The sequence below is a fragment of the Streptacidiphilus fuscans genome, from assembly GCF_015690355.1.
Classification (GTDB): Bacteria; Actinomycetota; Actinomycetes; order Streptomycetales; family Streptomycetaceae; genus Streptacidiphilus; species Streptacidiphilus fuscans.
Genome location: NZ_JADPRT010000021.1, coordinates 21268 through 46740, shown reverse-complemented (window position 1 = coordinate 46740; position 25473 = coordinate 21268). Strand labels below are relative to the sequence as shown.

23 protein-coding genes are annotated in these 25473 nt (G+C 71.0%); 12 read left to right on the top strand and 11 right to left on the bottom strand.

Annotated elements, in window-relative coordinates:
- The first annotated feature begins 61 nt into the window (after positions 1-61).
- Positions 62-826, top strand: a complete 765-nt coding sequence (locus I2501_RS35060; RefSeq protein ID WP_196198231.1) for a tyrosine-protein phosphatase — start codon at positions 62-64, stop codon at positions 824-826.
- A 194-nt stretch (positions 827-1020) separates the two neighbouring features.
- On the opposite strand, the gene I2501_RS35055 is transcribed toward I2501_RS35060, so the two are convergent.
- On the bottom strand, positions 1021-1815 hold the full coding sequence (locus I2501_RS35055; RefSeq protein ID WP_215910258.1) for a PH domain-containing protein: 795 nt from the start codon (positions 1813-1815) through the stop codon (positions 1021-1023).
- A 206-nt stretch (positions 1816-2021) separates the two neighbouring features.
- On the opposite strand from I2501_RS35055, the gene deoC reads away from it, so the two are divergent.
- The 4 genes from deoC (at position 2022) to I2501_RS35035 (ending at position 6100) form a co-directional block, all read left to right on the top strand.
- Complete coding sequence (gene deoC, locus I2501_RS35050; protein ID WP_196198312.1) at positions 2022-3011, top strand: deoxyribose-phosphate aldolase; 990 nt, start codon at positions 2022-2024, stop codon at positions 3009-3011.
- Between the two features lie 5 nt (positions 3012-3016).
- A complete protein-coding gene (locus I2501_RS35045; RefSeq protein ID WP_196198230.1) occupies positions 3017-4453 on the top strand; it encodes an aldehyde dehydrogenase family protein in 1437 nt (478 codons plus the stop codon).
- Positions 4446-5351: an aldehyde dehydrogenase family protein gene (locus I2501_RS35040; RefSeq protein ID WP_196198229.1), complete on the top strand. Its 906-nt coding sequence runs from the start codon at positions 4446-4448 to the stop codon at positions 5349-5351. The genes I2501_RS35045 and I2501_RS35040 overlap by 8 nt, the downstream gene beginning before the upstream one ends.
- A gap of 101 nt (positions 5352-5452) precedes the next feature.
- Complete coding sequence (locus I2501_RS35035) at positions 5453-6100, top strand: uridine kinase family protein (RefSeq protein ID WP_328806841.1); 648 nt, start codon at positions 5453-5455, stop codon at positions 6098-6100.
- Positions 6101-6201: 101 nt separating this feature from the next.
- Here I2501_RS35035 and I2501_RS35030 read toward each other — a convergent pair whose 3' ends face one another.
- Complete coding sequence (locus tag I2501_RS35030; protein WP_196198227.1) at positions 6202-6876, bottom strand: SigE family RNA polymerase sigma factor; 675 nt, start codon at positions 6874-6876, stop codon at positions 6202-6204.
- A 224-nt stretch (positions 6877-7100) separates the two neighbouring features.
- On the opposite strand from I2501_RS35030, the gene I2501_RS35025 reads away from it, so the two are divergent.
- From I2501_RS35025 to I2501_RS35005, 5 genes are all read left to right on the top strand, one after another.
- Complete coding sequence (locus I2501_RS35025) at positions 7101-7778, top strand: response regulator (protein ID WP_196198226.1); 678 nt, start codon at positions 7101-7103, stop codon at positions 7776-7778.
- 215 nt (positions 7779-7993) lie between these two features.
- Positions 7994-9421: a sensor histidine kinase gene (locus tag I2501_RS35020; protein WP_236047858.1), complete on the top strand. Its 1428-nt coding sequence runs from the start codon at positions 7994-7996 to the stop codon at positions 9419-9421.
- A gap of 50 nt (positions 9422-9471) precedes the next feature.
- Complete coding sequence (locus I2501_RS35015; RefSeq protein ID WP_196198225.1) at positions 9472-9882, top strand: hypothetical protein; 411 nt, start codon at positions 9472-9474, stop codon at positions 9880-9882.
- A 236-nt stretch (positions 9883-10118) separates the two neighbouring features.
- Positions 10119-10730, top strand: coding sequence for a VanZ family protein (locus I2501_RS35010; RefSeq protein ID WP_196198224.1), 612 nt, complete (start codon positions 10119-10121; stop codon positions 10728-10730).
- Between the two features lie 68 nt (positions 10731-10798).
- The gene (locus I2501_RS35005) at positions 10799-10987 is read left to right on the top strand and encodes a PspC domain-containing protein (protein ID WP_196198223.1); all 189 of its coding nucleotides are present in this window, start codon (positions 10799-10801) and stop codon (positions 10985-10987) included.
- A 69-nt stretch (positions 10988-11056) separates the two neighbouring features.
- Here I2501_RS35005 and I2501_RS35000 read toward each other — a convergent pair whose 3' ends face one another.
- The 4 genes from I2501_RS35000 to I2501_RS34985 all read right to left on the bottom strand — a co-directional run bounded on the left by I2501_RS35000 (position 11057) and on the right by I2501_RS34985 (position 16411).
- The gene (locus I2501_RS35000; protein WP_196198222.1) at positions 11057-11464 is read right to left on the bottom strand and encodes a hypothetical protein; all 408 of its coding nucleotides are present in this window, start codon (positions 11462-11464) and stop codon (positions 11057-11059) included.
- Positions 11465-11633: 169 nt separating this feature from the next.
- On the bottom strand, positions 11634-12755 hold the full coding sequence (locus I2501_RS34995; RefSeq protein WP_196198221.1) for an adenosine deaminase: 1122 nt from the start codon (positions 12753-12755) through the stop codon (positions 11634-11636).
- 135 nt (positions 12756-12890) lie between these two features.
- Positions 12891-15254, bottom strand: a complete 2364-nt coding sequence (locus I2501_RS34990; protein ID WP_196198220.1) for a S53 family peptidase — start codon at positions 15252-15254, stop codon at positions 12891-12893.
- A 188-nt stretch (positions 15255-15442) separates the two neighbouring features.
- The gene (locus I2501_RS34985; RefSeq protein WP_196198219.1) at positions 15443-16411 is read right to left on the bottom strand and encodes a LysR family transcriptional regulator; all 969 of its coding nucleotides are present in this window, start codon (positions 16409-16411) and stop codon (positions 15443-15445) included.
- A gap of 62 nt (positions 16412-16473) precedes the next feature.
- On the opposite strand from I2501_RS34985, the gene I2501_RS34980 reads away from it, so the two are divergent.
- Positions 16474-17757 carry an MFS transporter gene (locus I2501_RS34980; RefSeq protein WP_196198218.1) on the top strand — a complete coding sequence of 428 codons (1284 nt, stop codon included), beginning with the start codon at positions 16474-16476 and terminating at the stop codon, positions 17755-17757.
- A 113-nt stretch (positions 17758-17870) separates the two neighbouring features.
- Complete coding sequence (locus tag I2501_RS34975) at positions 17871-19085, top strand: phosphodiester glycosidase family protein (protein ID WP_196198217.1); 1215 nt, start codon at positions 17871-17873, stop codon at positions 19083-19085.
- 43 nt (positions 19086-19128) lie between these two features.
- Here the strand turns inward: I2501_RS34975 and I2501_RS34970 are convergent, their stop codons facing one another.
- The 5 genes from I2501_RS34970 to I2501_RS34950 form a co-directional block, all read right to left on the bottom strand.
- The gene (locus I2501_RS34970; protein ID WP_196198216.1) at positions 19129-20412 is read right to left on the bottom strand and encodes a thymidine phosphorylase; all 1284 of its coding nucleotides are present in this window, start codon (positions 20410-20412) and stop codon (positions 19129-19131) included.
- Between the two features lie 244 nt (positions 20413-20656).
- Positions 20657-21064 (bottom strand): cytidine deaminase, encoded by a 408-nt coding sequence (locus I2501_RS34965; RefSeq protein WP_196198215.1) that lies wholly within the window; start codon positions 21062-21064, stop codon positions 20657-20659.
- A 16-nt stretch (positions 21065-21080) separates the two neighbouring features.
- The gene (locus tag I2501_RS34960; RefSeq protein ID WP_196198214.1) at positions 21081-22394 is read right to left on the bottom strand and encodes an ABC transporter permease; all 1314 of its coding nucleotides are present in this window, start codon (positions 22392-22394) and stop codon (positions 21081-21083) included.
- Complete coding sequence (locus I2501_RS34955; RefSeq protein WP_215910255.1) at positions 22391-23776, bottom strand: ABC transporter permease; 1386 nt, start codon at positions 23774-23776, stop codon at positions 22391-22393. Before I2501_RS34955 ends, I2501_RS34960 begins: the two co-directional genes overlap by 4 nt.
- Complete coding sequence (locus tag I2501_RS34950; RefSeq protein WP_196198213.1) at positions 23773-25386, bottom strand: ABC transporter ATP-binding protein; 1614 nt, start codon at positions 25384-25386, stop codon at positions 23773-23775. Before I2501_RS34950 ends, I2501_RS34955 begins: the two co-directional genes overlap by 4 nt.
- Positions 25387-25473 lie beyond the last annotated feature (87 nt).

Below are 25473 nucleotides of genomic sequence, written 5' to 3'. Positions count from 1 at the left end.
TGATCAGCCGTCCTGCACCCGTCCTGATCACCCGCCAGGGACTCTCTGACATGCTGTCGGGGTGTCGATATCTGGTGTGGAACTGATCCCGGTCCCCGGCGTACGCAACTTCCGCGACGCCGGGGACTTGCCGACCACGTCGGGCGCGCGGCTGGCGTCCGGCCTCCTCTACCGCTCCGGCTCCCTGCACGAGCTCACCGAGGACGGCACCCGCCACCTCACCGGGCTGGGCCTGCGCACGGTGATCGACCTGCGCTCGCAGACCGAACTCGATGTCTGGCCCGACCGTGCGCTGGGCGACGGCGTCGCCGTCCTCCACCTGCCGACCTTCCCGCCGCGCCAGATCAGCGCGGAGGAGATCCGCGAGGAACGCGACAACGAGGAGCGGGACGCGGAGGCCGGACGCGAGTCCCTCGAAAGCCTCTACGCGTTCATGGCCGAGACGGCGGGCCCGGCGATCGCCCGCTCCCTCAGCGCGCTGGCGCGCCCGGGCGCGCTGCCCGCGCTCCTCCACTGCGCGGTCGGCAAGGACCGCACGGGCATCACGGTGGCCACCCTCCAGTCCGCGCTGGGCGTCTCCGACGCGGAGATCCTCGACCACTACTTCGTCTCGAACTCCGCACTGGGCCTGGACCAGGGCCCGGTCCTCTACCTCGACGAGTACGGCGTGGAACGCCACAGCCGCCCCATCTCCCGCGACCTCCTCTCCGCGTTCCTCGCGCGCGTGCGCGAAGACCACGGCGACGCCCGCGCATACGTGCGTGCGCACGGCGTCACGGACGCGGAACTGACCACGCTGGAGACGGCCTTCCTCCGCACGGCCTGACGCGTACGCTCCCACGGGCAGTTGCACTGTCCAGGGGCGCGGGGAACTGCGCGAACAACCCCCTGTGCGGATGGCCCTGCACGATCAGGGCTCTACCTGCGTGGGATGGGGGTCCCCCCGGCCGGAGGTTGGGGGATTGTCGCGCAGTTCCTCGCGCCCCTCGGGAAGTTGCCACTTCCCGCCTACAAAAAGCTTCAGCCCGTCGCCAGGATGACGATCAGGGCGATGATCCCCGCCGCCAGCGGAGCGATGATCGGCCAGGTCCAGGTCACCTTCACCTGGTCCGTCACCGCGGCTGCGCCCTCATCGACAGCCCCGCGCTCCGCGCGGAACATCTCGGCGCGCTCGTTGAGCTCTATGACCGTCTTGTCCGCCCACGCCTGGGTCGGGCCGGTGTCGTCGGGGCGGCCGAAGCCGCCGCCGCCGCGACGGTCCGCGCCGCCCATCAGGCCGAAGCCGAGCCGACCGCCCTCGCGGCCGCCGCGACCCGCGCCTCCGCCGACTGAACGGTCGCCCGCGGCGATCATCGCCTGCTTGTTGGCGCGCTTGCGCTGCCGCATCGAGACCGGAAGCGCCCAGACGATGAACTTCCGTCCGCCTGCGCGCAGTTCGACCGAGAGCGCGGCGGTCAGCGACTCGACCGTGCCCCACGGCGCGTCGATCGTCCGGAACGGGTTGCGGACCAGCAGTCGCTTCTCCCCCGAACGGACCTGCGGCCACAAGGTGAACGCCGTGACCAGCGGAGCCGCCGCCACCAGCACGGCGGCAGCCGTGATCGGCGCGCGGCCGGAGCCGTGCAGCATCGCGTCGATGCTCAGGAAGAGCAGCAGCGCCAGCAGGAAGACGCCGCCCGCCACGCCCGGGACGGAGCGGTAGACCTTGTCGCCGTAAACAGGCTCGTCGCTGTGGGCGCTCTGGGCGCTGTGGCCAGGGACGCCGTCGTCGCTGCCGGAGGAGGTGGGCTTGTCGCCGCCCGGGGTGTCGCTCATGGTCACCGATTCTGCCCCAGGTTCGGTCCGACACCACGTGCAGTGGGGTTGCGTTATTGCATCAGGCGCAACGCGGGCAAATCACCGAGCACATCACCGACCGCATCACCGGGCACGTCAGCGAACAGGTCAGCGAACGGGGCGCACTTCACACGGACGCCCCCCTGACGAAACGCTACGCGTGTAGATATGCTGCGCTGGTGAGCATGTCGTCATCCTCCCTCTCCGCCAGCGGATCGGCCTCCAGGAACAGCCTGGCCGAGGTCGCCTCCTCCGAGGCGTCCCTGCGTCGCTTCCTGCACGGGCTGCCCGGCATCGACGCCGTCGGCCTGCAGGCGCGTGCCGCCGGGCTCGGCACGCGGTCGATCAAGACGTCCGCCAAGGCCTATGCCATCGATCTGGCCATCTCCATGATCGATCTGACCACGCTGGAGGGTGCCGACACCCCTGGCAAGGTCCGGTCGCTCTGCCAGAAGGCCCAGTCCCCCGACCCCGGGAACCCGGACGTGCCGCACACCGCGGCCGTCTGCGTCTACCCGGACATGGTCCCCTTCGCCAAGGAGGCCCTCGGCAGCGCGCCGATCAACGTCGCCGCCGTGGCCACCGCCTTCCCCTCCGGCCGGGCCGGTCTGCCGGTCAAGCTGGCCGACACCGCCGAGGCCGTCGCGGCCGGGGCCGACGAGATCGACATGGTCATCGACCGGGGAGCCTTCCTCTCCGGCCGGTACCTGGAGGTCTTCGAGACCATCACCGAGATCAAGAAGGCCTGCGAGCGCCCGGACGGGACCTCCGCCCACCTCAAGGTGATCTTCGAGACCGGCGAGCTGGTCACCTACGACAACATCCGCCGCGCCTCGTGGCTGGCGATGCTGGCGGGGGCCCACTTCATCAAGACCTCCACCGGCAAGGTCGCCGTCAACGCCACCCCGGCCAACACCCTCGTCCTGATGGAGGCCGTGCGCGACTTCCGCGACGCCACCGGTGTGCAGGTGGGTGTGAAGCCGGCCGGGGGTATCCGTACCACCAAGGACGCCATGAAGTACCTGGTCATGGTGAACGAGATCCTCGGTGACGACTGGCTGAGCCCGGACTGGTTCCGGTTCGGCGCCTCCAGCCTGCTGAACGACCTGCTCATGCAGCGGCAGAAGCTCTCCACGGGCCGCTACTCCGGTCCTGACTACGTGACGGTGGACTGATCACCATGGCACTGTTCGATTACGCCCCCGCGCCCGAGTCGCGCGCCGCCGCGGGTGACATCGCCTCGACGTACGGGCACTTCATCGACGGCGAGTTCGTCGACTCCACCGGCTCCGAGGCGCTCAAGACCGTCGACCCCTCCACCGAGGAGGTCCTCGCCGAGTTCGCGCAGGGCACCGAGGCCGACGTGGACCGCGCCGTCGCCGCCGCCCGCAAGGCCTTCACCTCCTGGTCCGCCCTGCCGGGCGGCGAGCGCGGCAAGTTCCTGTTCCGCATCGCGCGGATCATCCAGGAGCGCTCGCGCGAGCTGGCCGTGCTGGAGTCGATCGACAACGGCAAGCCGATCAAGGAGACCCGCGACGTCGACCTGCCGCTGGTCGCCGCGCACTTCTTCTACTACGCCGGCTGGGCCGACAAGCTGGAGTTCGCCGGCTACGGCCCGAACCCGCGTCCGGTGGGCGTGGCCGCGCAGGTCATCCCGTGGAACTTCCCGCTGCTGATGCTGGCGTGGAAGATCGCGCCCGCTCTGGCCACCGGCAACACGGTCGTCCTCAAGCCCGCCGAGACCACCCCGCTGACCGCCCTGCGCTTCGCGGAGATCTGCCGCCAGGCGGGCCTGCCCAAGGGCGTCGTCAACATCGTCACCGGCGACGGCCGCACCGGCGCCGCGCTGACCGCGCACCCGGACGTCGACAAGGTCGCCTTCACCGGCTCGACCGAGGTCGGCCGCGCCATCGCCCGCACCCTCGCGGGCACCCGCAAGAAGCTCTCCCTGGAGCTCGGCGGCAAGGCGGCCAACATCGTCTTCGACGACGCGCCGATCGACCAGGCGGTCGAGGGCATTGTCGACGGCATCTTCTTCAACCAGGGCCACGTCTGCTGCGCGGGCTCGCGCCTGCTGGTCCAGGAGTCGGTCCACGACGAGGTGCTCGACGCGCTCAAGCGCCGGATGTCGACGCTGCGCGTCGGCGACCCGCTGGACAAGAACACCGACGTCGGCGCGATCAACTCCGCCGCGCAGCTCGCGCGGATCCAGGAGCTGACGGCGGCCGGTGAGGCCGAGGGCGCCGAGCGCTGGTCCCCGGCGTGCGAACTGCCGTCCTCCGGCTACTGGTTCGCGCCGACGGTGTTCAGCAACGTCTCCGCCACCCACCGGATCGCCCGCGAGGAGATCTTCGGCCCGGTCCTGTCCGTGCTGACCTTCCGCACCCCGGAGGAGGCCGTCGCCAAGGCCAACAACACCCCGTACGGGCTGTCGGCCGGCATCTGGACCGAGAAGGGCTCGCGCATCCTGTGGATGGCGGGCAAGCTCCGGGCCGGTGTGGTGTGGTCCAACACCTTCAACAAGTTCGACCCGACCTCGCCCTTCGGCGGCTACAAGGAGTCGGGCTACGGCCGCGAGGGCGGTCGCCACGGTCTGGAGGCCTACCTCGATGTCTGAGCCCACGACGGCACTCCGCCTTGACGTCTACAAGACCTACAAGCTCTTCGTCGGCGGCAAGTTCCCGCGCTCCGAGAGCGGACGGGTGTACGAGGTGACCGACCGCAAGACCGGCGAGTGGCTCGCCAACGCCCCCCAGGGCACCCGCAAGGACACCCGCGACGCGGTCACCGCCGCGCGCAAGGCCTTCGGCGGCTGGTCGGGCGCGACCGCGTACAACCGCGGCCAGATCCTCTACCGCGCCGCCGAGATGCTCCAGGGCCGCCGCGAGCAGTACATCGCCGAGGTGGCGGTGTCGGAGGGCCTCACCGCGAAGAAGGCCGCGCCGCTGGTCGACGCCGCCGTCGACCGCCTGGTCTGGTACGCGGGCTGGGCCGACAAGGTCGCCCAGATCGCGGGCAACGCCAACCCGGTCGCCGGGCCGTACTTCAACCTGTCCACGCCGGAGCCCACGGGCATCGTCGGCGTCGTCGCCCCGCAGGGCGGCAACGGCTTCTCGCTGCTGGGCCTCGTCTCGGTGCTGGCCCCCGTCATCGCCACCGGCAACACCGCGGTCGTGGCGCTGGCGCCGAACGCGCCGCTGCCGGGCCTCTCGCTGGGCGAGGTGCTGGCCACCTCCGACCTTCCGGGCGGCGTGGTCAACCTGATCTCCGGCCGCACCGAGGACATCGCCCCGACGCTGGCCTCCCACGCCGACGTCAACGCGCTCGACCTGTCGGGCGTGGTGGCCGAGGAGGGCCCGGCCTCCGCCAAGGACCTGGAGGTCGCTGCGGCGGACACCCTCAAGCGGATCCTGCGCCCGGCGGACGCCTCGTTCGACTGGACGACGGCCCCCGGGACGGACCGGCTGCTGACCTTCCTGGAGACCAAGACGGTCTGGCACCCGATGGGGATGTAACGCTCCCCACATCGACGCGGGCACGTGCTCTCTCGCCGTGAGCACGTGCCCGCTTCTTTTCGATACCGCAGCTTTATCTGAAGATGTCAGACTGGTGTCCCGTGGCTACCTCTTCCGTGAACCCTTCCCCGGCGCGCGTCATCCTCCTCTGCGGCCCCTCCGGTTCCGGCAAGTCCACGCTGGCCGAGCGCGCCGGTCTCCCGGTGCTCCAGCTCGACGACTTCTACAAGGACGGCGACGACCCGACCCTGCCCCGTCTGCACGACGGCAGCGTCGACTGGGACGACCCGCAGTCCTGGCACTTCGACCAGGCGGTCGCGGCGATCCGCGCCCTGTGCGCGACCGGCACGACCGAGGTCCCCGTCTACTCGATCCCGGCGAACGGCCGCGTCGACTCGCGCCCGCTGTCGATCGGCTCCCCGGTCTTCATCGCCGAGGGCATCTTCGCGGCGGAGATCGTCCGCGCCTGCGCGGCGGAAGGCCTCCTCGCCGACGCGATCTGCCTGCGCAACCACGCGCTCACCACTGCCTACCGCCGCTTCCTCCGCGACGTCCGCGAGGCGCGCAAGTCCGTCCCGTACCTGCTCCGCCGCGGTTTCCGCCTGATGCGAGCCGAGCGGGCCGTGGTCACGCGGCAGGAGGCGCTCGGCGCCACCCCGTGCAACGGTCGGGATGCCTTCGGCCGCATCAGCAAGCTGCACATCCCCGAGGGGCGCGAGGCTCTGCCGATGTGCGGCTCCGTCGCGTAGACGCAGAAGGCCTGGACCCGGCGTCCCCCAACGCCGAATCCAGGCCTCGTGCCGCTGCGGGCTACCCCCGTACCCGCAGCTCCCCCCTCAGAAAAGCTCTCTCAGGCGACCAGCTCGCCGAACGCGTGGCCAAGGTCGCCGTCCGCCGCGGCCAGGCTCTCGTCCTCGCGCAGGCGGCGCAGCGCGCGCCAGATGCTGCTCTTGACCGTGCCGACGCTGATCCCCATCACGTCGGCGATCTCCGGGTCCGTCTTGCCCTCGTAGTACCGCAGGACCAGCATGGTGCGCTGGTTCTCCGGCAGCTTCGCCAGCGCCTGCCACAGCACGGCGCGGAGCTCGGTGCCGCCCATCGCGTCGGTGTCGGCGAAGCTCGCGGGCTCCGGCATCTCCTCGGTCGGGTACTCGTTGACCTTGCGCCGGCGCCAGGCCGAGATGTGCAGGTTGGTCATCGTGCGGCGCATGTAACCGCCGACCGCGGCCTTGTCGGAGATCCGGTCCCAGGCCCGGTAGGTGCTGAACAGCGCGCTCTGCAGCAGGTCCTCGGCGGCGAAGCGGTCACCGGTCAGGTGGTAGGCCGTCGCGTAGAGGGAGGCCCGGCGCTCCTGCACGTAGGCGGTGAAGTCGTCGGTGCGGGTGTCGGTTCCGGACTGTGCGGTCGGCGTGGAACCGTTGGCGGCTGCCTGGCGTCCGACACCAGGGACAGAGCGGAGCGCGTACAGCGGCTGAGGCAGGGTCGCGGCGGCCTTGTCGGCGTGGGCCTCGATGACTGCGTTCATCGTGTGCTCCCTCGGTGTCCAGTGGTGCGTCCGTTGCGGTGTCGGGCCCCCGTTGTTCCTCCCGACACCGAAAATCCTGCCAAGGGGTCGTCATCGCGCTGTCCGCCGACTGTCACAGGCGTGCAACAGAGCACGGGTCGAAGGTCCCGTTCCGGGACGGAGCGGCCGGGAGCCTCCTCACACAGGCTCGATCCACCCCCGTCCGGTAGGCCACAATGAACCGCGTGTCTCACCTGTTGCTCATCGAGGACGACGATGCGATCCGCACCGGTCTCGAACTCGCGCTGACCCGGCAAGGCCACCGCATCTCGGCCGCCGCGTCCGGCGAGGACGGGCTGCGCCTGTTCAAGGAGCAGCGACCGGACCTGATCGTGCTGGACGTGATGCTGCCCGGCATCGACGGCTTCGAGGTGTGCCGGCGCATCCGCCGCACCGACCAGCTGCCGATCATCCTGCTGACCGCGCGCTCGGACGACATCGACGTGGTCGTCGGCCTGGAGTCGGGCGCGGACGACTACGTCGTCAAGCCGGTCCAGCCGCGGGTGCTGGACGCCCGGATCCGGGCGGTGCTGCGGCGCGGCGAGCGGGAGAGCTCGGACTCGGCGGCCTTCGGCGACGTGGTCATCGACCGCAACGCGATGATCGTCACCAAGGCCGGCGCCGAACTCCAGCTGACCCCGACCGAGCTGCGCCTGCTGCTGGAGCTCAGCCGCCGTCCCGGTCAGGCGCTCTCGCGCCAGCAGCTGCTGCGGCTGGTCTGGGAGCACGACTACCTGGGCGACTCCCGCCTGGTGGACGCGTGCGTCCAGCGGCTGCGCGCCAAGGTCGAGGACGTCCCGTCGGCCCCGACGCTGATCCGTACCGTGCGCGGCGTCGGATACCGCCTGGACACCCCCGCGTGACGATGAGCGACGAGCAGGCTCGGCACTCCGAGAGCACCGAGCGCGGCACCGGCCGTGCCGGGACCGGCGCGGACCAGGGCAAGGGCACCGGCAGCGGCAAGGGCGTCGGCAGCGGCACCGGCGCAGGCACCCGGGCCGGCGACGAGCCGCGTCCCGCGCATCCGCGCGCCAGCTGGCTGGCCCGGCGCCTCCGGCTGACCTCGCTGCGGATACGGATGGTCGCCGTCTTCGCGGTGGTCGCCCTGGCAGCGGCGGTGTCGTCGTCCGGCATCGCGTACTGGCTCAACCGGGACGCCGTGCTCAAGCGCACCCAGGACACCGCGCTGGCGGACTTCCGCACGTCGCTGGACCGCAACATCACCGCGCTGCCGCTGGACCCGAACTGCGCGGAACTGCAGGGCACCGCCAACCTGATCGCCGCCACCGGCCTCCGCTACGACGTGCTGCTCACCTCGCCGAGCTGCGCCGTCAGCTCGAACCCGCAGTTCTCCCCGACGACCGTGCCGACCGCGCTCCAGCAGCAGGTCGACACGCCCTGCGAGCGCTGCACCACCGCGCCGAACCAGTACCACCTGTTCTGGCAGCGGGTCAGCATCGACGGCACCCCCTACCTGATCGGCGGCACCAAGGTGCTGCCCGACGGGCCCACCGCCTACATGTTCAAGTCGCTGGACGACGAGCGCCGCGACATGGACTCGCTGGCCTGGTCGCTCGGCATCGCCACGCTGCTGGCCCTGGTCGGCGCGGCGCTGCTGGCGCAGGGGGCCGCGGCGACGGTGCTGCGACCGGTGGCCCGGCTGGCCGAGGCCGCACGGCAGCTCGGCGCGGGCAATCTGGCCACCCGCCTGGACGTCACCGGCCAGGACGAGCTGGCGGAGCTCTCGCGCACCTTCAACCACACCGCCGCGGCGCTGGAGGAGCAGGTCGCCGAGCTCAGCGCCCGCGAGCACGCCAGCCGCCGGTTCGTCGCCGACATGTCGCACGAGCTGCGCACACCGCTGACCGCGATGACGGCCGTCACCGACATCCTGGAGGACGAGGCCGACTCGCTGGACCCGATGATCGAGCCGGCCGTCCGCCTGGTCGTCAGCGAGACCCGGCGACTGACCGAGCTGGTGGAGAACCTCATGGAGGTCACCCGCTTCGACGCAGGCACCGCCAAGGTCGTCCGCGACGAGGTCGACATCGCCGACCTGATCACCTCCACCATCGACGCCCGCGCCTGGCTGGACGCGGTCGAGCTGGACGCGCCGCGCGGCATCGTGGTTCCTGTGGACCCACGCCGGATCGACGTGGTGCTGGCCAACCTGATCGGCAACGCGCTCAAGCACGGCGGCTCTCCGGTCCGGGTGCGGACCCGGGTCGACGAGGCCACCGACGAGCTGGTCGTCGAGGTCGCGGACGGCGGTCCCGGCATCCCCGAGGACGTGCTGCCGCACGTCTTCGACCGCTTCTTCAAGGCGGACGCCTCGCGCCGCCGCTCCGAGGGCAGCGGCCTCGGACTGTCCATCGCCATGGAGAACGCCCGTATCCACGGCGGCACCATCTCGGCGGCCAACGCGGTCGACGGCGCCGGCGCGGTCTTCACCCTGCGCCTGCCGATGACCCCGCCGCCGACGCAGGAAGGCGGCGACGCGAAGTGAAACGACGCCTCGAAGTCGGCGGTCCCGACGGCAGCGCGCGGAAGGGACGCGTGCGGAGTACGCGACGCACGGGAGCGGCGCTGGGCCTTGGTCTGGCCGCCGCACTCGCGCTGACGGGCTGCGGCATCCGCAGCACCGCGGTCCCGGTCGACGCGGGCCTGCCCGCGTCCCGCACCGCCTGCCCCCCGACCCCGGGCGCCTCGAACGGCCCCGAGCAGCCGGTCCCCAGCTTCCTGGTCCCCGCCTCGGCCAGCCCCTCAGCCTGGCTGGCCCTACTCCCGGGCCTCACCGCGACGGCGCCCCCTGCTGACGCGGCGTCAGCGGCGGCGGCAGCAGCGTCCGCTGCGCAGCAGGCGGCCGCCCCGAGCCCGAGCCCGACACCGAGCGCCAGCCAGAGCACGGAGTCGCTGGACTCCTGCCTGAGCCTCTCGCCCTCGGCGGGCAGTGGCCAGGCGCCCTGAAGCAGGTTGTTGCACCTCCAGGGGCGCGAGGCCCTGCTGATGTGCGGCTCCGCCGCGTGGGCGCGACAAGCCACCCACCCACGTAGCGCGCCGAACGTTCAGGGCCATCCGCACAGGGTGGTTACTCGCGCAGTTCCCCGCGCCCCTGAGGTGAGTGCAACTTTCCTCCGCGTGACGGAGGCCACACCGCGGGGGCCCCGCGCAACCAGCCGCGCCGCCGCCGCGTCCTTCTCGCCGTGGACGTACACCAGGGCGCACGGCGGCTCGGACTCCTGCTGCTGACGGTGCATCTGGGCGTACTGCTCTGGGTCACCGTCCACACCACGCCGACCCCGTGGGTCGCCGACACCAACCTGACGCCGCTCGCCTCGGTCCGGGTCGAGCTCGAAGCCGGGACCGCGCAGGCCTATCTGGAGCTGCTGCGCAGCATCCTCGCGCTCGCGCCGCTCGGCGTGCTGCTGCCGCTCGCCGGTGGGCGGCGGGACGCGCCCGCGTTCGCCTCGTTCGCCCGCACGCTGCTGACGGGCATTCTGATCGCCACCGCCATCGAGGTCGTGCAGACCACGCTCGGGCTGAAGATGGCCAACGTCGACGACATCCTGCTGGCCGTGCTGGGCATCGCGCTGGTGCACCTGGCCGTGGTCCCGGCCGGGCGGGCCTGGCTGCGGCGGCGTGCGGACGCGTCCGGCCAGGGGGTCGGAGAGAGCCCTGAGCGCGCCCCCAAGAGCGCCCCCGACAGGAGCCCTGAGAAAAGCCCTGAGATCCGGTCCCTCCGAAGCACGGGTTCGGGCAGGGTACGGATCATCGGCGGGGCTGACGCGACGGCGCTCCCCGCACGGGAGGCTTGAGGTATCGAAACGAAGCCCGGGGCGACGGGAGCAGCCCCCGCCCGGGCCCGATCCTCAGGAGTGATCCCATGTCCGCGACCGCCACCCTCGCCCGTCCCCGCGGCAACCGCATGCTCGGCGGCGTCTGCGCGGGAATCGCCCGGCGCTTCGGGATGAGCCCGCTCACCGTCCGCGTGCTGTTCGTGCTGTCCTGCCTGCTGCCCGGGCCGCAGTTCGTCGTCTACCTGGCCCTGTGGCTGCTGCTCCCGTCCGACTGAACAGGGTCGGACCGGTCCGGTCCGACCCCGCCAGGGAGCGTCTGCACGGGCCGTAGCCCGCGCCGCGCGTCAGCTGACGGCAGGGGCCTGGATCGGCAGGCCGTGCAGCGCGTCGAGGGCGTGGCCGACGCCGCCCGTCAGCTGGTCGGTGCCCGGCAGGCCGCCGCCCAGGGGCGAGAGCGCCGCCGTGCGCTGCTCGGGCATCGAGCGCGTGGCGATCGGCAGGGAGGACGTCGGCAGCGAGGACGTCGCGCCCTGGACCGTCGGCGCGGCGTTGTTGATCAGGCCCTGGGCCGTCGAGGTCACGTTCGACAGACCGCCGTTGGCGGCGGTCAGCGACGAGGCTCCGCTGGTCAGCGAGCCGAGCTGCGGCGCGGCAGCGCCGGCCGGGTCCGCCGCGGCCGGACCGGCGACGGCCGCGACAACCGCGGCGCCGAGCAGGGTCGTGCCCGCTACCTGCAACGTGGCCTTCTTCATGAGCGGTCTCCTCGTGTCCTCGTCTGCGTCGTGTGCCGCCGGGCTCCGGCAGTCACTACCGGTGCCCGACTGGCCGCCCAACGTATCCACGAGGCCTGGCCCGCCCCAAATCCCGTATCCCTCGAAAGGGTGACGGGAACTGGGGCGCCCAGGAGCTCTCAGGGAGAGCTCAGGAGAAGAGCCACTCCGCCTTGAGTGCGGCGTAGCCGGGCTTGATCACCTCGTTGATCATGGCCAGCCGGTCGTCGAAGGGGATGAACGCGCTCTTCATCGCATTGACGGTGAACCACTGCAGGTCGTCCAGGGTGTAGCCGAAGGCGTCCACCAGGTGCTGGAACTCCTGGCTCATGCTGGTGCCGCTCATCAACCGGTTGTCGGTGTTGACGGTGACCCGGAAGTGGAGGCGGCGCAGCAGGCCGATCGGGTGCTCGGCGTAGGAACTCGCCGCGCCGGTCTGCAGGTTGGAGGTGGGGCACATCTCCAGCGGGATGCGCTTGTCGCGGACGTAGGCGGCGAGTCGGCCGAGCTCGACCTTGCCGTCGTCCTTGACGGTGATGTCGTCGATGATGCGGACGCCGTGGCCGAGACGGTCGGCGCCGCAGCACTGGATCGCCTCCCAGATGGAGGGCAGACCGAAGGCCTCACCGGCGTGGATGGTGAAGTGGTTGTTCTCGCCCGCCAGGTACTCGAACGCGTCCAGGTGCCGGGTCGGCGGGTGACCGGCCTCGGCACCGGCGATGTCGAAGCCGACGACGCCGTGGTCGCGGTAGCGGTTGGCCAGCTCGGCGATCTCGCGGGAGCGGGCGGCGTGGCGCATGGCGGTGAGCAGCGTGCCGACCTTGATCCGGTCGCCGTTCGCGCGGGCGCGCTCCTCGCCGAGGCGGAAGCCCTCGTTGACGGCCTCGACCACCTCGTCGAGCGTCAGCCCGTGCTCCAGGTGCTGCTCCGGCGCGTACCGCACCTCGGCGTAGACGACGCCGTCGGCGGCCAGGTCCTCGGCGCAGTCGGCGGCGACGCGGATCAGCGCCTCGCGGGTCTGCATCACGGCACAGGTGTGGGCGAAGGTCTCCAGGTACCGCTCCAGCGAGCCGGAGTCGGCGGCGTCACGGAACCACTGGCCGAGCTTGGCCGCGTCCCGCTCGGGGAGAGCGTCGTATCCGACGGCGTCGGCGAGCTCGATGATCGTCTGCGGGCGCAGGCCACCGTCGAGGTGATCGTGCAGGACGACCTTGGGCGCGCGGCGGATCTGCTCCGGTGTGGCAAGAGGGCTGTGAGGAGTCTGGGTCACCATTTGCCGATGGTAGCGCCTACGCGCGTAGATGCAACTCCTGAGTCCACCGTCGCGCAGGGCACGAAACAGCAAGGGTGCCCAGGTCAGCCGGTACGACGCGGCCCTGGGCACCCTCCGTGCAAGGAGCGTTCCTGCTCAGCCGTTCGGGTGATCCTTGAACCAGGTCAGGAAGCCGGGTGCGGGGCTGCCCTTTCCGGTGATGTCGTCGTAGCCGGGTGTGGCCTTCAGCGAGGTGTCCGCATCCATCTGGATCATCACCGGAGTCTGACTCTGGTCCCAGGTCTCCTGGGCCGGCTCGTACCCAAGCCGAGCAGGCGGCCCCTGGATGTCATGGAGCGCGGAGGTCCCGTTCAGTTTGTACAGCACAGGATTGGCGAATCCCACGGCCACGCCACCCGCGGCTTGCTGGGCCAGCGCCTCGACCCCGGAGAAGAGCGGGGCGGCGAGACTGGTGCCGCCGTCCTGGTAGTAGGTGTACTGGCCACCGCTCTCACTGAAGGTCGCGCCCGAGCCGCTGGCATTGGGGTCGACGCTGATCGTGCCGTTCAACGTCTCCCCCTCAAGGATGCCGGTGTAGCCGTCGCCGTCCATGCTGATGTCGGGCACCTCACGGTTCGCAGTTCCGGTGGCCGTGGTGGTCAGCGAGTCGGGCACCACGCCCTTTTGGTACACGGGCTGAGGGAAGATCTTGCTGTTCCCTCCGCCACCACCGCCACCGAAACCCGGGGTAGAACCCCAACTGCTCCCGGCGAGCGTGTGCGACACGTCACCCCAGCCGCTCTCCCAGAGGTAGTTGCCGTTGGCGCCGATGCCAAGGCTGGTGCCGCCCACCGAGGTCACGAACGGGTCGGAGGTCGGAAAGTCGACCGCCGGCGACGGCTGGACGTCATTCGGGTCGGAGCTCCCCCGAGCAGGGACCGTGTAGTCGCCGTTGTCTCCGGCGGAGAAGTTGAAGCCGATGCCCTCAGCCGCTCCCTGCTCGAAAATCTGAGTCCTCGCCTGGAACTCCTCCTCAGCACTCCCGGCTTCAGGGCTGCCCCACGAACAGCTGACGATGTCCGCCGTGTGCTTGGCGACGATCGCCTCCAACGCGGTGTCGAAGTCCGAGTCGCTGCTGGAGGGCGTCCCGTAGTAAACGATCTTCGCAGCAGGGGCCATGGTGTGGATGGCCTCGATGTCCATCGATTCCTCGCCCGCCCACTCTTGGACGTCCGAGGGGTTGGTGTCCAAGTTGAAGCCACCATTTGGCGCCACCTGCGAGAACTGGCCGGGAGCGAACTGGGGCAACCCCATCTCCTGGTTGTACCGCGCCAGATCCTGCACGATGGTCGGCGAGGCGTACGCGTCCACCACGGCAACGGTCACGCCCTTACCGGTCAGGCCGCTCTGCGCCACGCCGTATGCATGCCGCAGCTGGTCCGGGGTGTAGCCACAGTTCTCCATCGGAAGTGAGCCGCCAGGCCCGGGCGGGGCATCGTTCCAGTGCTTCTGACCCCAGTAGACGCTGCAGTACTGCGTACTGAAACCACTGGCGCTGGCAGGCGCGTACTTTCCCGGACTTGCCGCGACTACCTTCCCCTTCTTCTTCGGCGCAGGAGCCGCCTTGTCGGGGAAGCCACCGAAGACCGGTGAAGACGTCGTCAGACCAGTGACGCTCGCTACGTACTGACCGACGTCGGACGGGTACTGCGGCTGAGTGGTGGGCGCGATGTCCACCCGGCCGTCGTGCTTGTATTTGTCGACCTGCACCTTGAGGATGTTCTCGACCTCGCCCAGGGTCGTGGAGACGACGATGGACTGGTCGTCCTGCGAGACGATCGTCATGCCTGCCTGCTGCACCCATCCGGCGACAGCGCTGCTGGCGTCCGGTGCATTGGTGAACTGCGAGGCGAACTGAGCAGGCGTCAGATACTTGTGGTAGTCCGGCGATCCCGGTGTAGCGACGCTCTCGGCGTACTCGGCCAGGCTGTTCGGGTCCTTCTTGGCCAGCCAGACGGTGCCTTGGACCTTGGTCTTGGGGTCTGCCGCGCCGATGTCGTTCTGCTTCGTCGCCCAGGACGGCGGGCTCCAGCTGCTCCCACCCGCGGCCGAGGTGTGGACCGCGTTGCCGCTCCCCACAGCCATGGCCACCGCGCCGCCGCCGGCAAGCACGACGAGCACCACGCCCACCGTGATCAACAGCTTCTTTCTGGACCGCCGCGGCCCACCACCGCCGGGACCATCGGAGCCACCCGGACCACCCGGTCCGCCGGGTATACCCGGCCCGCCGCCGAAGGGCGGCTGCCCGCCGCCGTACGGCGGCTGACCACCGTACGGGGACTGCCCGCCGTAAGCAGGCTGCCCACCGTAGGGCGAGGGCGGCGTGGCCGGACCCGAGTTGTACGGGTTCGCGGGCTGCTGCTGCGGAGGCTGCCCCTGCGGCGGAAAGCCGCTCTGGTACGGGTTGTTCGGCTGGGGCTGGTTGCCGCCGGGGCCGCTGCCGTAAGGCGGGTAGCTCACAGGTGCCTTCTCCTCGAAGCTCGTCCGGGAGTCATGACACACCGACAGACGCGCGCGGCCCCCCGGTCGTCATGCACATTCCTCGCACGTCAGTGCGCATCGTAGCGAGGCGTCATACAGGCCGGTCACAGCGGTTCCGGCCTGCACACGGAACGATCACAACCGCCGGGACGGATCCGGGCAGCCGGTCAACTGTGCAGCGGCAGGTGGTCCTTCTCCGAGAGGACGTAGTCGCGGAACGCCTCGGCCGGCGGCGGGAGCGGACGGACCGAGGACCAGGCCAGGGCCAGCTCGCGGCGGGCTGCGGCGGAGGTGAGGGCCAGCTCCACCACGTCGGAGCGCGGCACCGACGCCGGCGGCAGCACGGCGACGCCGAGGCCCGCGGCCACCAGACCGCGCAGCGTCTCCGCCTCCTCGCCCTCGAAGGAGATGCGTGGCGTGAACCCGGCCTCCGCCCACAGGCTGTCGGTGATCCGGCGCATCCCGTAGCCCGGGACCAGGGTGACGAAGGTGTCCTCGGCGAACTCCTCCAGCCGTACCCGTCGGCGTCCGGCCAACCGGTGCTCCGCCGGGACGACCAGGCGCAGCCGCTGCTCCCCCATCCGACGTGACGTCAGATCCGGTAGCTCCGGGCGGGGAGACAGCAGGCACAGGTCCAACTCCCCCTCGCGCAGCCGGTCCAGCATGGCCTCGCCGTAGTCCTGCACCAGCTGGAACCGCACCCGGGGGAACTCCGCGCGGAAGCCGCGCAGCAGCATCGGCACCGCCTCCGTCCCCATGGTGTGCAGGAAGCCGAACGCGACCCGGCCGCCCATCGGGTCCGCCTCGGCGCGGGCGGCGTCCACGCCGCGTTCCAGCTCGGCCAACGACCGTTCCACCGAGGCGAGGAAGACCCGTCCGGCGCGGGTCAGCCGGACCGCGCGTCCCTCACGGGAGAGCAGGGCGACCCCCAGCTCGGACTCCAGCCTGGCCACCGCCCGGCTCAGCGTCGGCTGGGGCATGGCCAGCTCCGCCGCCGCCCGGGTCACGTGCTCCTGCCGGGCGACCGCCGCGAACTGCGCCAGCAGCGGGGAGAGCAGCGCCGCAGGTGATCTGGGCGACAGCTCGGCCGGTTCCGTCGGCAGGGAGGTGGGCTCCAGGCTGCGATGATGCCTCATGGTATGGATTCTCGCTCATTGATGTATTGGACGCATCAATGCGTCGGTTCTAGTTTCGGAGCATGCCAGCGGAAGCAGCCCCAGCCAGCAGCGCCACCCTCCCCGACCTCCACCTCGACCTTCCCGACGCCGACCTGCGCCATCGGCCCGGCTCCCCCGGACTGCGCCGCACCCAGCTGGCGCTCTTCGGAGCGGGTCTGGCCACCTTCCTGCTGCTCTACTCGACCCAGGCGCTTCTCCCCTCCCTCTCCCAGGGGCTCCACCTGACGCCGGGGCAGGCCAGTTGGACCGTCTCCGCCGCGTCCATCGGGCTCGCGCTCGCGGTGATCCCGATCAGCGCGCTCTCCGAGCGGTTCGGGCGGACGCAGATCATGACCGCCTCCGTCTTCGCCGCGGTGGTCATCGCGCTGGTGCTGCCGTTCACCGACAGCCTGGCGGTGCTGACCACGCTGCGCGGTCTGCAGGGCGTCGCGCTCGCGGGGCTGCCCGCGACGGCGATGGCCTTCCTCGCCGAGGAGGTCCACCCGTCCGCGCTCGCCCCGGCGATGGGCCTCTACGTCGCGGGCAACAGCATCGGCGGAATGAGCGGCCGACTGCTCTCCGGCGTCGTCGCGGGCGCGTACGGGTGGCGGGCCGGGCTGGCTGCCGTCGCCGTCGCGTCGCTGCTGTGCGCGATCGCGTTCCGGGTGCTGATCCCCCGGGCGCGGTGCTTCCGTCCCGGACCGGTCAACCCGCGTGCCCTGTGGCGGACCGTCACCGGGCACATCCGGAACCCGCTGCTGTCCCGGCTCTTCGCGCTCGGCCTGCTCTTCATGACCGTCTTCGGCGCGGTCTACACCGTGCTCGGATTCCGGCTGGTCGCCGCGCCGTTCAACCTGCCGCAGGCCCTGGCGAGCTCCATCTTCGTGGTCTACCTCGTCGGCACGGTCGCCTCGGCCCTCTCCGCCCGGGTGGGCGCCCGGCTGGGACGGCGCGGCGCGCTGTACGTCGCCGCCGGGACGACCTCGGTCGGCCTGCTGCTGACCCTGCCCGACTCGCTGCCGCTGACCCTGATCGGCCTGGTGCTGATCACGGCGGGCTTCTTCACCGGCCACTGCGTCGCCTCGGCGGCGGTCGGCAGGACGGCCACGACCGGCCGGGCGCAGGCCTCGGCGCTCTACCTGGCGGCGTACTACCTCGGCAACAGCCTCGGCGGCTCGGTCGGCGCGGACGCGTACCACGCGGCCGGCTGGAACGCGACGGTCATGGTGGCGCTGGCGGCGATGGTCCTGGCACTGGGCGTGACGGCCTACGGCTCCGTCTCGGCCGCCCACCTGCGGCGTGCTCAGGCGACCGCGCTCGGGTAGGTCCCGCCGGGACGCGTCGCGGGACCAGGTCCGCCGGGAGGGTGAACTTCCCGGCGGGCCGCTCGCGAAGGGGTACATCTCCCCGGACCTGTGCGCCGAGCGAAGAGGTCCCCATGCGACTGCCCCAGATCAGAGCGCCGCGGTTCAGAGTTCCTCGGATCAGACTGGCCCGGTTCGAACTGCCCCGGTTCGGAAAGGGCGCCTTCACCCCCAAGCGGCTCCGCTGGACGGCGCTGGGCACCGCCCTGGCCCTCGCCGCCGGTGTCGGCTACTGCGTGGAGGACGCGCTGGCCACCCCCGGCCCGGACGGGACCGAGACCAAGCTCGCGCACTGGGGACGCTGCCACGGCCTGAGCTCCGTCGTCGACCTGGTCGACAACCGGCACCAGCACTCCGCCCGCAGCCTCGCCTGCGTCCCGTACGGCACGGCGGCACAGGCCCACACCCTGACGGCCGTTCACCCGGCGCGGAAGCCGACGCGGACCGTCCCGCCGATCCCGATGCACGCGGCGGTCCAGCCGCTGGTCTCCCCCGCCCAGCACGGCGAGGGCGTCTTCACCCCGCTGGTGACGGAGGACGGCCAGCCGGTGATCCAGAGCACGCTGGTCCGGTGGGCCGCCTACGACAGCGCCAACCCGGTGGGCGTGGTCTGGATGAAGCAGAAGGCGCTCCGGTTCGACCTCCACCCCGGTGTGCTGGAGCCGGGCGGGACCTGGCCGGTCCCGCCGACCATCCCGCCGAGCCAGCGCCTCGGCCTGGTCGCCGCCTTCAACGGCGGCTTCAAGGTGTCCAACGGCGACTCCCACGGCGGCTTCTACCTCGACGGGCGGACCGTGGGCGCGCTGCGTGACGGCGCGGCGTCGGAGGTCTTCCACAAGGACGGCTCGCTCTCCGTCGGCGTCTGGGGCCGGACGGTCGCGATGACGCCGGACGTGACCGGCGTCCGCCAGTGCCTGGTCCCGCTGGTGTTGAACGGTCAGGTCACCGACGACGCCCGCTACGGCGGCGTCTCCACCTGGGGCCTGGACGACGGCGGCAACCCGGCGGTCGCCCGCTCGGGCGTCGGCGTCGACCGCAACGGCGACGTCGTCTACGTCGGCGGACGCCTGCTGACCGTCCAGGACCTGGCGACGATGCTGCAGCGAGCGGGCGCGGTGACGGCGATGATGCTGGACATCAACCTGAGCTGGCCGTCCTACATCTCCTACGACGCCACCCACGACGCGAAGGACCCGGTCCCCCACAACCTGGTCAACTTCGTCCGCGCGCCCACCCGCTACTACGACTACTCCAGCCGCGACTTCGTCGCCGTCCACGCCCGGCCGTGAAACGGCCCGACCTGCTGGAGCCGCGCTCCGGCCGGACCCGCGCTCAGGCGATCCGGTCGAGGACGATCGGGGTCGGGCGGAAGTCCTTGCCCTCCGGGGCGACGGTGACCGCGCCGTCGACGTCGAGCGCCTCCAGGGCGTAGGCGAAGCGGTCCGGGGTGTCGGTGTGCAGGGTCAGCAGCGGCTGGCCCGCGGTGACCTTGTCGCCGGGCTTGGCGTGGATCTCGACGCCCGCGCCGGCCTGCACCGGGTCCTCCTTGCGCGCGCGGCCCGCGCCGAGGCGCCAGGCGGCGACGCCGACGGCGTAGGCGTCCAGGCCGGTCAGCAGGCCGGTGGCGGGGGCTGTGACGACGTGCTGCTCGCGGGCGACCGGAAGCGTCGCGTCCGGGTCGCCACCCTGGGCGGCGATCATGCGACGCCAGTGGTCCATCGCGGAGCCGTCCTTGAGGGCGGTCTCGGGGTCCTTGCCGCTCACGCCCGCAGCGGCCAGCATCTCGCGGGCCAGCGCCAGCGTCAGCTCGACCACGTCCGCCGGGCCGCCGCCCGCCAGCACCTCGACCGACTCGCGCACCTCCAGCGCGTTGCCCGCCGTGAGGCCCAGGGGCGTGCTCATGTCCGTCAGCAGCGCGACGGTGTTGACGCCCGCCGCCTTGCCGAGGCCGACCATGGTGCGGGCCAGCTCCTGCGCGTCGGCCAGGTTCTTCATGAACGCGCCCGAGCCGACCTTGACGTCCAGGACCAGCGCGCCGGTGCCCTCGGCGATCTTCTTGGACATGATCGAGGACGCGATCAGCGGGATCGCCTCGACCGTGCCGGTGACGTCGCGCAGCGCGTAGAGCTTCTTGTCCGCCGGGGCGAGGCCGTCGCCCGCCGCGCAGATGACCGCGCCGGCCTCGCGCAGCACGTGCATCATCTCGTCATTGGAGAGCAGCGCCTGCCAGCCGGGGATCGACTCCAGCTTGTCCAGCGTGCCGCCGGTGTGGCCGAGCCCACGGCCGGAGAGCTGCGGCACGGCCGCGCCGCAGGCCGCGACGAGCGGGGCGAGCGGGAGGGTGATCTTGTCGCCGACGCCGCCGGTGGAGTGCTTGTCCGTGGTCGGCAGCGGCAGCGAGGAGAAGTCCATCCGGACGCCGGAGCGGATCATCGCCTCGGTCCAGCGGGAGATCTCGCGCAGGTTCATGCCGTTGAGCAGGATCGCCATCGCCAGCGCGGACATCTGCTCGTCGGCGACCTCGCCGCGGGTATAGGCGTCGATCACCCAGTCGATCTGAGCGTCGGTCAGCTCGGCGCGGTCGCGCTTCGCGCGGATGACGGAGATGGCGTCCACGGTGGCTCCTGAGGTGCGGGGGATGACGCAGGTTTGACGCGGCAACTCTACGCGCGTAACCAAGGCGGGCACCAGACGCGAGGCCGCGGCACGGGCGGATTCCGCCCAGACCTCACGATCCCGCAGCTCACGGACGCGCACCACCCGTGCGACAGGCCTCGTGGAGCCGTCGCGAACACCTCAGGGGCACGGGGCAGCAGAGCCCCGCGCCCCTGGAGGTGCAACTAGCTGCGGCAGCGAAAGCTTAGAGCCGCTCGGGCCCGAACGCGTCGGGCAGGAGCTCGGTCAGGGGCCTGATCCCCGAGACGGACTCGACGATCAGCTCCGCGCCCCCGTGCTCCCACAGGAGCTGCCTGCACCGGCCGCACGGCATCAGTGGCTTGCCGTCGCGGTCACAGCAGGTGAACGCGACGAGCCGCCCGCCGCCGGTGGCGTGGAGCGCGGAGACGAGGCCGCACTCCGCGCACAGGCCGAGGCCGTAGCTCGCGTTCTCGACGTTGCAGCCGCTGACGATCCGGCCGTCGGAGACCAACGCCGCCGCGCCGACCGGGAAGTGGGAGTACGGCGCGTACGCGCGCCCCATCGCCTCCCGGGCGGCTGCCCGCAGCGCGTCCCAGTCGATCACCAGGTCCGCCGCCTTCGTCTCCGCCATGCGAATTCCTCAGCCCTCAGCCCTTGATGTACGGCTTGCCGGACGCCGCCGGCGGACGGGAGAGACCGCCCAGCGCCGCGACGACGAAGATGGTCACCAGGTACGGCGCCATCGCCAGGAACGCACCCGGGATCGGGGTGCCCAGCGAGGAGAGCGCCAGCTGGAGCTCGGTGGCGAAGCCGAAGAGCACCGCCGCGCCCAGCGCGCCGATCGGCGACCAGCGGCCGACGATCAGCGCCGCGATGGCGATGTAGCCCTTGCCGTCGCTCATGTCCTTGCCGAACGAGCTGGCCAGACCCAGCGTCAGCCAGACGCCGCCGAGGCCGGACAGCAGACCCGCCGTGATGACGTTGCGATAGCGCAGGCCGATGACCTTGATGCCGACCGTGTCGGCGGCCGTCGGGTGCTCGCCGACCGCGCGGGTGCGCAGGCCCCAGCGGGTGCGGAAGACCAGGAACCAGATCACCGGCACCAGCACGTAGGCCGCGTAGAACACGATGTTCTCGTTGAACAGCGAGCCGATGATCGGGATGGACGACAACCCCGGGATGGAGATGTTGCTGAAGCCCAGACCCTTGTTGTACTCGCCGCCGTTGGTCGACATCAGCCGGTCGTAGAGGAAGCCGGTGATGCCGGAGGCGAGGAGGTTGAGCACGACGCCGAGGACGACCTGCTCGATCAGGTAGCGGTTGGCGAAGACGGCCAGCAGGGCGCACATCAGCGCGCCGCCGAGGCAGCCCGCGACCGCACCGGCCCAGACCGAGCCGGTGGTGGACGCCGTCAGCACCGCCGCGAACGCGCCGAAGAGGAACTGGCCCTCGACCGCGATGTTGACCACGCCGGAGCGCTCGCACAGCAGGGCACTCAGCGAGCCGAGGATCAGCGGCACCGCGGCCAGCGCGGTCTGCTGGATGATCGACGGAACGTTCAGGCCGACGGACGAACCGGCCGCGGCCCACACCAGGAAGGCCACCACGTACGAGGCGAAGTAGACGCCCGCCAGCCAGAGCTGGACCTTCTTCGACACCGGCGCGAACGCGCGGACCAGGCCGCACAGGACGGCCAGCGACATCAGCGCCAGCGCGACCGGCTGGGCCGGGGCCGAGATGGGGCCGAGGCTGCCCGAGCCTGGAGTCAGCTCCAGACCGAACAGCGTGTGCACGCCGTGGGAGGTACGCGAGCCGAAGCCGAAGCCCCACAGGCCGAGCGCGCCGATCACGGCCATGGCGATGCCGCTGACCAGCTTGGACCGTTTGGCTGCGGCGTCGGCCAGGGAGAGCATGTCGCCGCCCGTGCTGTTGTTCCCGGTAGCGGTGGATGCCGTGCTCATGCCTCGCCTCCGGCAACGTTGGTGGTGTCGGTCGTGTGGAACGGGTCGGGGGCAGGCGTGTTCTCGTCGCCCTTGCCACCGGTGTCGATCTTGTGGGCCCGGAGCCGGAAGATCTCCTGCACCAGCTGCGGCGCGGCGACGAAGATGACGATCAGGGCCTGCATGACGGTGATGATCTCGATCGAGACCTGCGCCTGCGTCTGCATCAGGGCGCCACCCGCCTCCAGCGCGCCGAAGAGCAGCGCCGCCCAGACGACACCCCACGGCTTGGTGCGGCCCAGCAGCGCCACGGTGATCGCGGTGAAGCCGAGACCGGCGTCGATGTTGGGGCTCAGCGAGTTGTTGTTCGGGTTGGCCAGACCGAGGGTCTGGGTCACGCCGATCATGCCCATCAGTCCACCGGAGATCAGCATCGAGGCGATCTGGACCCGGTTGACGTTGATACCGGCGGTGCGCGCCGCGCTCGGACGCAGACCGACGGCACGGACCTCGAAGCCCAGCTTGCTGCGCTTGAAGAACCACGCCACACCGAAGGTCGCGGCCAGCGCGAAGAGCAGGCCGATGTCGGTGAAGAGCGAGTCGCCGAACAGGTGCGGCAGCACCGCGCTGGGACTGGCCGGCTTGGAGATCGCCTGGCCCGCGGCGGCCGGGTTGTGGAACACCGAGGTGTTCAACAGCCAACTGCCGAGGAAGAAGAAGGCGACGTAGTTGAGCATGATCGTGACGATCACCTCGTGCGCGCCACGGTAGGCCTTGAGCCAGCCGACCAGGCCGCCGTAGAGCATGCCGCCGACGATGCCCGCGAGCACCGCGACGATCATGTGCAGCAGGCCCGGCAGCGCGGTCCAGGAGAAGCCGACGTAGGAGGCGCAGATCGCGCCGACGATCAGCTGGCCCTGGCCGCCGATGTTGAACATCCCGGCCCGGAAGGCCACCGAGATCGCCAGACCGCCGAACATCAGCGGCGTCGCGTACTCGAGGGTGTTCGAGATCGGGCCGAAGAACTGGGACGGCGTGCCGGAGACCGTCGCCGGGTCGAAGATCGCGCCCTTGAACAGCGAGGAGTAGGCGCTGGAGATGTCGTTCCAGGCGGAGGAGAGGAAGTCCCCGGGCGCGGCGAAGAAGTAGCCGAGCTTGTTCATGGTGTCGGTGTTGGACACCACGATCAGGATCGCGCCGACGACCAGGGCCAGCACGATGGCCAGGATGGTGACGGTCGCGGAGTTCTCGGCGGTGAAGACGTTGCGGATCACCGTGCCCCAGTCGCGGGACGGCTTCGGCGCGGTCGGCGTCGCGCCGTTCGGCTGCGCGGAGGCGGCGCCCTTGGCGGCCTCGGCCTTGGCGGCGTCGGCCTCGTTCTTCTCAGGGTCGGGCGTGCTCACGAGTCCGCCTCCTCCGTGTTCGTCGGTGCGGCGTCCGCCGCGCTGTCAGTGCTCTGGGCCTCCGGGCCGGCTTCCCCGGAGGTGGCGGGCGCCTGGCCGTTGGTGATGCCGGCCATCAGCAGACCGATCTCCTCGCGGGAGGTGGTCGGCGGGACCGTGGCGACGATCTTGCCGCGGTACATCACCGCGACCTTGTCCGCCAGCGCCAGCACCTCGTCCAGCTCGGTGGAGACGACCACGACCGGCCGTCCCTGGTCGCGCTCGGCGACGATGCGCTTGTGGATGAACTCCATCGCGCCGACGTCCACACCACGGGTCGGCTGCGAGGCCACCAGCAGCCGCAGCGGACGGGACAACTCGCGTGCCACGACGACCTTCTGCGCGTTGCCGCCGGAGAGCTTGCCCGCCGGGTGCTGCGCCACGGCCGGGCGGATGTCGAACTCCTGGATCCGCTGCTTCGCGTTGTTCTCGATCTCGCCCAGGTTGATCGAGAGCCCGCGCCCGAACGGCGCCGACTTGTAGAGGTCCAGCACCAGGTTCTCGGCGATGGTGAACTCACCGACGACACCGTCGTGGCCGCGGTCCTCGGGGACGAACCCGACGCCCGCGTCCAGCACCTGACGCGGGGTCCGGCCGGTGAGCTGCTTGCCGTCCAGCGTGATGGACCCGGCGGCGGCCGGGACCAGGCCGATGATCGCCTCGGCCAGCTCGGACTGGCCGTTGCCCTGGACCCCGGCGATGCCCAGGATCTCGCCGTCGTGGACGGTGAAGGAGATGTCGTCGACGGCGGCCTGGCCGTTGGCGTCCAGCACCGTCAGGTTCTCGACCTGGAAGGACGGGGCGCCCGGCTCGGCCGGCTCCTTGTCGACGACCAGCTGCACGCTGCGGCCGACCATCATCGAGGCGAGCTCCTGCTCGCTGGAGCTGGGCGAGGCCTGGCCGACGACCGCACCGCGCCGGATCACGGTGATCCGGTCGGCGATCGCCTTGACCTCCTTGAGCTTGTGGGTGATGAAGACGATCGACTTGCCCGCCTCGCGCAGCGAGTTCATGACGACGAAGAGCTCGTCGATCTCCTGCGGGGTGAGCACGGCGGTCGGCTCGTCGAGGATCAGCGTCTGGGCGTCGCGCACCAGCGCCTTGACGATCTCGACGCGCTGCTGGACGCCGACCGGAAGGTCCTCGACCAGCGCGTCCGGGTTGACCGGGAGGCCGTAGCGCTCGGAGACCTCCCGCACGTCCTTACGGGCGCGACGGCGGTCGAGCAGTCCGAGCGGGCCCCGGCTGGCGCCGAGCTCGACCTCGTCGCCGAGGACGACGTTCTCGGCGACGGTGAACACCGGCACCAGCATGAAGTGCTGGTGCACCATGCCGATCCCGTTGGCGATCGCGTCGCGCGGGCTGCTGATGGTCCTGGCGACGCCGTCGACCAGGATCTCGCCCTCGTCGGGCTGGTGGAGTCCGTAGAGGACGTTCATCAGCGTGGACTTGCCTGCGCCGTTCTCACCGAGCAGACAGTGGACCTCACCTGGCTCGACCGTCAGGTCGATGTGGTCGTTGGCGACCAGCGAACCGAATCGCTTGGTGATGCCGCGAAGTTCCAGACGCACTTGTTACTCACTCCTCACGCCGGGCATCAGAGTCGATCGGCGGAAGCTATCGAGGACTTGACGGACGCGCCAGGCACACGGGCCGAC